The sequence below is a fragment of the Longimicrobium sp. genome (genome assembly GCF_036387355.1).
Taxonomy (GTDB): domain Bacteria; phylum Gemmatimonadota; class Gemmatimonadetes; order Longimicrobiales; family Longimicrobiaceae; genus Longimicrobium.
Genome location: NZ_DASVTX010000569.1, coordinates 1 through 6808, shown reverse-complemented (window position 1 = coordinate 6808; position 6808 = coordinate 1). Strand labels below are relative to the sequence as shown.

7 protein-coding genes are annotated in these 6808 nt (G+C 69.5%); 5 read left to right on the top strand and 2 right to left on the bottom strand.

Going from position 1 to position 6808, the window contains the following annotated elements:
* Window positions 1-550, bottom strand: a 550-nt coding sequence (locus VF665_RS24740; RefSeq protein WP_331056168.1) for a hypothetical protein, incomplete at its 3' end; no start/stop codon positions are given.
* 334 nt (window positions 551-884) lie between these two features.
* Between VF665_RS24740 and VF665_RS24735 the strand changes: the two genes are divergently transcribed.
* The 5 genes from VF665_RS24735 to VF665_RS24715 all read left to right on the top strand — a co-directional run bounded on the left by VF665_RS24735 (window position 885) and on the right by VF665_RS24715 (window position 4936).
* Window positions 885-1730 carry a hypothetical protein gene (locus VF665_RS24735; RefSeq protein WP_331056167.1) on the top strand — a complete coding sequence of 282 codons (846 nt, stop codon included), beginning with the start codon at window positions 885-887 and terminating at the stop codon, window positions 1728-1730.
* Window positions 1731-2041: 311 nt separating this feature from the next.
* Complete coding sequence (locus tag VF665_RS24730) at window positions 2042-2197, top strand: hypothetical protein (RefSeq protein ID WP_331056166.1); 156 nt, start codon at window positions 2042-2044, stop codon at window positions 2195-2197.
* Between the two features lie 278 nt (window positions 2198-2475).
* The gene (locus VF665_RS24725; protein ID WP_331056165.1) at window positions 2476-3084 is read left to right on the top strand and encodes a hypothetical protein; all 609 of its coding nucleotides are present in this window, start codon (window positions 2476-2478) and stop codon (window positions 3082-3084) included.
* A gap of 328 nt (window positions 3085-3412) precedes the next feature.
* Window positions 3413-4354, top strand: a complete 942-nt coding sequence (locus tag VF665_RS24720; protein WP_331056164.1) for a zinc ribbon domain-containing protein — start codon at window positions 3413-3415, stop codon at window positions 4352-4354.
* Window positions 4355-4642: 288 nt separating this feature from the next.
* Window positions 4643-4936: a hypothetical protein gene (locus VF665_RS24715; protein ID WP_331056163.1), complete on the top strand. Its 294-nt coding sequence runs from the start codon at window positions 4643-4645 to the stop codon at window positions 4934-4936.
* Window positions 4937-4972: 36 nt separating this feature from the next.
* Here the strand turns inward: VF665_RS24715 and VF665_RS24710 are convergent.
* A partial coding sequence (locus VF665_RS24710) for a DUF885 domain-containing protein (RefSeq protein ID WP_331056162.1) occupies window positions 4973-6808 on the bottom strand: 1836 nt, incomplete at its 5' end.

The window sequence follows — 6808 nt, the reverse complement described above, 5'->3', positions numbered from 1 at the left end:
CCCGGTGCTCGCCCGGCGCGCTCGCCTGCCGGAACAGGGGCTCGCACGAGGTCCCCATCTCGTCCGAGGCCTCGTAGACGGAGAGGATTCGCCCGCGCACGTTCATGTCGTCGCGTCCCTGCACCCAGTCTCCGCACGAGGCCAGGAACACGAACGGAATGCGCGGCTCCGCGAGGAGCGCCGACGCGACCATCGCGATCGCCCCGCCCTTGGAGAATCCCACCACCGCAATCCGCTCCGCCGGAACGCCCGCCGCGCGCAAACGGCGCACCTGGTCCGCCACGTGAGCGCCGAACTGGCGAAAGTCCGTGCCCAGCGGGCGCTGCTCGGCGATCACCTCGGCGCCGGATGCGGCGAGGGAGTCCAGGATCTGCCAGTACTCATACGTCCCGAAGCGCTCATCCGAGGGGTGGGCGCCCTTCTCTTCCACGATGCGCCCGTGCAGGTAGATGACGTATCGCGCACCGGGCCGCACCTGGGCCGGCACGTCGCCCAGAATCGCGCCGCGCTGCGCCACGGCCGGCGCCGCGCCGAGCAGGAGTGCGGCCATGACAACCGCGCCGCGGAGCCACCGGGATTGCAGGCAGGGACGAAGCATGGGGACCGGGCCGGATTCTGGGTACTTGCATGTCGTGAAGAGGAGGGGGTGGAATCATACGGGCGGCGGATGCCGGGCGTCCACCCCGCGGCGCGGAAGTGGGGAGCACGCCCGTCCACGGGCGAGGAGCACGTGCAGCGGCTGACCTGCCGCGAACCGCTGCGAGCCGGGCTGCGACGGCCCCGTACAGTACTTGATGACGCGGAATTCCGTCCGGCTCGTGGCGAGAACTGGCCGGCGATGTGCGATGCCGGTGATCACCAACACTCACCCGCGGAAGTGCCCGATGCGATTTCTGCTGCTCTGCGCCGCCCTCCTGGCCGCCGCTCCCGCGCCGGCCCAGGCGCGGGGTGAACCCAGACCCCTCACCAGCGGATCACGGGTGACGCTGTACCTTCACGAGGGGCACGGGGGAGGGATTCCCGGCATCGTGGTTGGCGCAAGCGGCGACACGCTCCACATCATCTCGCCCGAGATCGGGCTGGCGCAGGTGCCGGCGGGCGCGGTCGCACGGCTGGAGGCGCCGGGCGCGGCACGGGGCGAACTGCTGAAGTACGCCTTTGTCATCGTGGGCGTCAGCGCCGGGGCCGGGCTCGGCGCCGTTGCCGGGGACGAGGAGTTCGTGCCCGTGTTCATCAACGCGTTGATCGTCAGTTCCGCGGTGGGCGGTGTGATGTATGCGCGCGAAGGTCCGCCCCGTGCCCCCGCGCCCGTGGACGTTTCGCGGGGCATTCCCGGCGGCGCGGTCCTGCCCGGACGGGGCGCCCCGGTTCGCTTCTCCACCGCGGATCGCCCCATGGCGAGGGCCCGCCTGACCGGATTCTCGGCGGATTCACTCTTTCTGCGCGGCGGGGATGCACCCCCAAGCGTGTCGCGGGCGGAGGTTACCCGCCTGCAGGTGAGCCTGCGCGCGGATCGTGCGCGCGGAGATCGGATCGGCGGGCGGGTGGGCGCCGTGGGCGGCGGGCTGCTGCTGGGCGGGGCAATGGCGCTCCAGGGAGGCTGGGGCCTGGCTCTGTCGCCCCTGGGAGCGAGCCTCGGCGCCGTGTTCGGCGGCACGGTGGGATCCTTTACGGGCTACGTCTTCGCCCCGCCCTCCTGGTCTGACGTTTCCATCACCCGCCCGCGATAAGTCTCAGAACTCGACTCCGCTCCTCACCGCGTGCGCATTCTGATGCTGGCTCATCCCGGGTTGCCGGGACGCGCACCGGGCTCTTTTGGCGCGGGACGAGACATGGTGCAGAAAGAGTCCTGCACCCTCGGCGCTCTCAACTCTCGTGAAGCGCTATGTGGCGTTTTCGCCGCCGCTGATGCGACAGTCTGTCAGGCACCGAACGGTCACCGCCGTGCATGCACTCACATCCGCCGGAGGGCCCCTGAGGAAGAAGCTGGTGCTGGAGGGTCGAGGATCTCGATGTCGAGCAGTTCCAGGTTGAGGAGAGCGTGTCTGCGGACCGCGGCACGGTAACGGGCCAGTGGGAATCGACCGGCGGGTGCACGCAGTACTGCGGCGCGTCCACGAACGACAACACGGCGCCCTGTCTGATCTGTCCCGACATGCCCATCACCTACTCCTGCGACCACAGCAGCTGCTGCTGAACGCCGCGGGCCGGTATCCAAGCTACAGAACGGGGGCGCTCCTGCTGGCGAGGAGCGTCCCCGTTGATGTTGCCACGCCTGCACGCTGAGAGTCACTGCCATTTCGCGAAACGGAAGTTGATCGATACAGGCGTACCAGCAGGTGTTCTGGGAATATCGCCGCCTTGTCCATCCAACCCTCAGGGCCGCATGGGCGAAGCCTCGCGATCACGGCAACACGTAGCCCGTGCCGACTCGCCGATGCGCTGTTCAGTTCCGTACCCAAGACAGGATGACCGATGCCGTACAAAGCCAGAGTGTTTGCCGTTCTCGCCCTCTTCGCAGCTTCATCGAGCCTCCACTCGCAGCCGCCGACCTGCGAGAACGCCGTGCCGGCATTCACAAATGCGTCGAGAGATCAGGCCGTGGCCAGGATTACGACTGCAAAGAAGTACTTCATGGAGTCGCCGGATCCTGCAGCTGGCGGGAGCTATACTGAGCGGATGGCGAAGTTCGACAGCGTGGCAGTGGCCGAACTCCGTCGCTACCGCGACCAGAGGACGGCAGCGTATCAAGCGACTGTCTGTGAATACAGTGCTACGCGTTCCACTTCCGGCCGAGGCGCTCGCTCCGTAACGACCATCAACACGCTCCCTGGGCAGTACTTCGTCACAAGTACTCTTGAGCGCACGCAGAACGGTGACTGGAAGGGCGGTCCATCATGGGAGGGCAATCCGGACTATCCCACGGCGATGTCGTGGGTTACGGGCGGGTACCAGCCCGCCACCACTTCGGTTCGGATCAAAGGCAGGTATTCTCCCGACCACATTGGGCGCTCTGTCGCCTCGGAACTTGCGAGTATCCGCCAAGCGCTTGCGGACGCCAATGTTCCCACGCTCGACCCGTAAGACGCAGGTGATCCCCCCCGAGGCCGCCAGCTGCTCGCCGGTGGCGTGGGGGCGCACCACCACCGGTTGGGCCGGTGTCTCACCTACTCTCTGCGACGACAGCGACTGCTTGTGAACGCCGCGGGCCAGGATGGGATGAAAGAGCCGCGCGGAGGGCACGATGCCTCTCCGCGCGGCTCCCTGTCGTCGGCACCCGTGCGGCGGGACGGGAGCCCCGCTCGGTCGATGCCCCGGTGTGGTTGTCGCGCGGCTTCATCCGTTATCTTGACGGGATGCGGATCGCTCCGCCCACCCTCCCCGCGCCTTTCGGCCCAGCCCTCTGCCACCCATGTCGTTGACTGCCTGCCACGCGTGCGGCGCCGCCGTGCCCGCCCGCTTGCAGACCTGCCCGGCGTGCGGCGCCAGCATGGCCCCCGCACCCGTCGCCGCGGCGTATCAACCCCGGCCCGTGCCGCCCCGGGCGCCCGCGCAGCCGGAGCGCCCGTCGTGGCGTACCGGCCGCGGATGGGGGACGGCAGCGGGATGGGTGGTCGTTGCAGTAGTGTTCGCGTTCGCGGGGCGCTTTCTGTACGGACTGTCGACCGCGGCCGACCAGGGCGCGACCGAGGAAGCCGAGATGAAGCGGGAGCGGGAGCACACGATGGTGGTGGACGCGTGGCTCGCGGCTCCCACGCCCAACACGCCTCCCCCCGACAGCACCCGGTGGCCGGTGCCCACCTCCGTGCGGGCCAAGAGGCTCTGGGTGGCCAACCGGCTTCTGGTGGACCGCGCCGCATGGGGGCACGCGGTTATGAAGCGCCACGGCATTACCGGGTACGAGCAGCCCGCCGCGTGGAAGACGGCGGCCTTTCAGGCGAACGCGCGCAGCTATCCGGACGTGGCTGCGTTCGTCAACGGGCGCGCGGCGGCCCTCGCGGAGCTCGAAAAGGCTTCCGACGGCTGGATGGCGGAGCGCACCGCGGCGCTCTCGCGGCAGTCGGGGCTGCCCGCCGCGGAGATCCGCGCGCTCCTGCCGAGCGACTTTGCGCGCCATGCCCCCGAGGAGCTTCGGCTGATGGAAGCGATGCAGGATTTCCACCGGCACCTGGTGCGCATGGATCCGCGCGTGCGCCCCGCCGGGGGCAACGAACTGCGCTTTGAGGATGAGGAGGATGCGCGGCGCTTTCAGGAGCTTGCGATCAACCTGGACCGCGCCAACGCACTCACAGGCGAGGCTCAGGCGAAAAGGCTCCGCAGCCAGGCGGCCACCCTCAGGCGCTTGATGCAATGACCAGGAAGTGCGGACGGGCCCGAACCGTCGCACGCGCCTGCCCTGCAACCCACGGGGAGCAGCGTGGCGTAAACGGCGCTGTGGGTGGACGTGGGACTCGGTAACGTTCGTGTAGGCCGCTCGTTCCGGCGCTGAGGCCGCTCGTTAGTGAACCTTAGGACGCCCGCCAGCCTTGGTCACGAGCAATGGCGGCGTACAACTCGCTGGCTCCAGCGGGGCGCCCGCTGGACGAACGTCCGCGAATCGGTAATCTGATTCGTGCGGTTACCAACGAGCAGGGACCAGCTAATGCGTTCTTCTCCGTCCGTCACCGAAGTCGCCCGCAACTTTGCGGAGTACGTCAACCGGGTTGCTTTCCGGGGCGAACACTTTGTTTTGATGCGCGGCGGTCGCGCAGTGGCGGAGTTGCGCCCCGTGTCGATCGGGATGCGTCTCGGTGACCTACCTGGACTGCTGGCTTCCCTACCACGTCTGAGTTCCGACGACGCAGCAGCCTTCGGCGACGACCTAGACACCGCGCGCGGTCAGCTCGGCGTCCTGCCTGAACACGACCTGATCAACGTCGAGTGGCCCGCAGCCTGATGATCGGCTGCGGGCCATGAGGGTTGCGCAGGCGCCCTACCCCCGCAGGTACTCGTCCACATTGCGGGCGAGGACGTCGAGGGGGACGTTGCCGCCGCGGACGACGGTGTCGTTGAAGGCCTTGAGGTCGTAGCGCGCGCCCAGGGCGGCGCGCGCACGCTCGCGCTGCCGGTTGATCTCGCTGTGCCCCACCTTGTATCCGCACGCCTGCCCCGGCCACGAGCAGTAGCGATCCACCTCGCTGGCCACCTCCAGCGGGTTCGATCCGTTCACCTCCACAAAGAACCGCACGCCCTGCTCGCGCGTCCACCCCTTGGCGTGCAGGCCGGTGTCCACCACCAGCCGGCAGGCGCGGAACGCGATGGACTGCAGGTAGCCCAGCCGGCCGATGGGATCGCTTTCGTACGCGCCCAGCTCGTCGGCCAGCTGCTCGGCGTAGAGCGCCCACCCCTCGGAGTACGCGTTGAACGCCAGCATCTGCCGCACCAGCGGCATGCCGTGCGTGTACTCGCCCTGCCAGATGTGGCCGGGGATGGACTCGTGAAACGTCAGGTCCGCCAGGCTGTAGCGGCTGTGCAGGTCCGTGGTGCGCAGGTTGATCCAGAAGCGGCCGGGGATGGCGCCGTCCACCGAGCCGGCGCCGCCGTACGCCGCGGGCGCGCCCGGCTCTTCCTCGGGCGGCAGGCGCTTCACCTCCATGTGCGGATCCACGACGGTGTTGAACGCCCGCGGCATCTGCGCGCGAATCCACACCAGCCGGTCGTCGATGAACGCCTGGATCTCGGCGCGGCCCGGATCGCCCTCCGCGAATTTGTAGCGGGGATCGCGGGCCAGCGCGTTCATCCGCTCGCCCACCGTGCCCTGCGTGTAGCCGGCCTGCTTGAGGATCGCGTCCATCTGCCCGTGCAGCCGGGCCAGCTCGCTGCGGCCCAGTTCGTGGACCTCGTCCGGCGACATGGACGTGGTGGTGGATGCCTTGAGCGCCCACCGGTAGAACTCCGCCCCGTGCGGCCGCGCCGAGATCCCTGCGTCGTTCGTGGCGATGGCGCGCTGTGCCTCCAGCTCCGCGATCTGCCGGTCCAGCGCGGGCGCGATCTCGCTCGCCGCAATCCGCCGGGCGCGGCCGGCCCAGTCACCCGGGATCGCGCGCGTCCGGCGCTCCAGCGACTCCACCAGCGTGCCCCCCTCACGCGCGTTCTGCGCGGACAGGCGCATCTGCGTCAGCGCCTTGTCCAGCAGGAAGGCAGGCGGAACCAGACCCATCCCGCGCGCCGCGCGGACCCGCTCCAGCTCGCCATCCAGCTGCCGCGCGTACGACTGCATCCGCGCCAGGTACGCCTCGGCGTCGGCGGCGTTCTCAACGGTGTGATCGCTGTCCAGGAAGCGGGGCACGTCCAGGTACGCGCCGACGTTCTGGATGACGACGTACGGCGTGTTGCGCCATCCGCCCACGGTGATGTCGCCGTAGGGGAGCGCGAAGCCCTCGAGCGCCGTCGTGTAGGCGCTGCGCACGACTTCCACGCTGGTCCGCACCGAATGCGAGAGGCGGCTCGCATCGACAGCCGCGAGCTGGCCCAGGTCCGCGCGAAGCTGCTGCGCCACGCGCCGCTGCCCCGCCGGCGAGCGATCGGCCAGCCGCGCCCGGAGCCCAGCCCGCGCGCCGACGTCGAGCCCCAGCGAGGTCGCCGACTCCGGGAAGAGGTTCAGCAGGTCGTTGCCGATGCGGTCGAGGAGCGCGATGGCCTTCCGGTCGGCGTCGGTCGCGGGGGCTACCGCGGTCGCCGGCGGCGTGCGGGCGACGCCGCAGGCGGAGACGAGCGGCAGTGCGGCGACGGATGCCAGCGCGGCCAGCATTTCCCGGCGCGTGAGGAG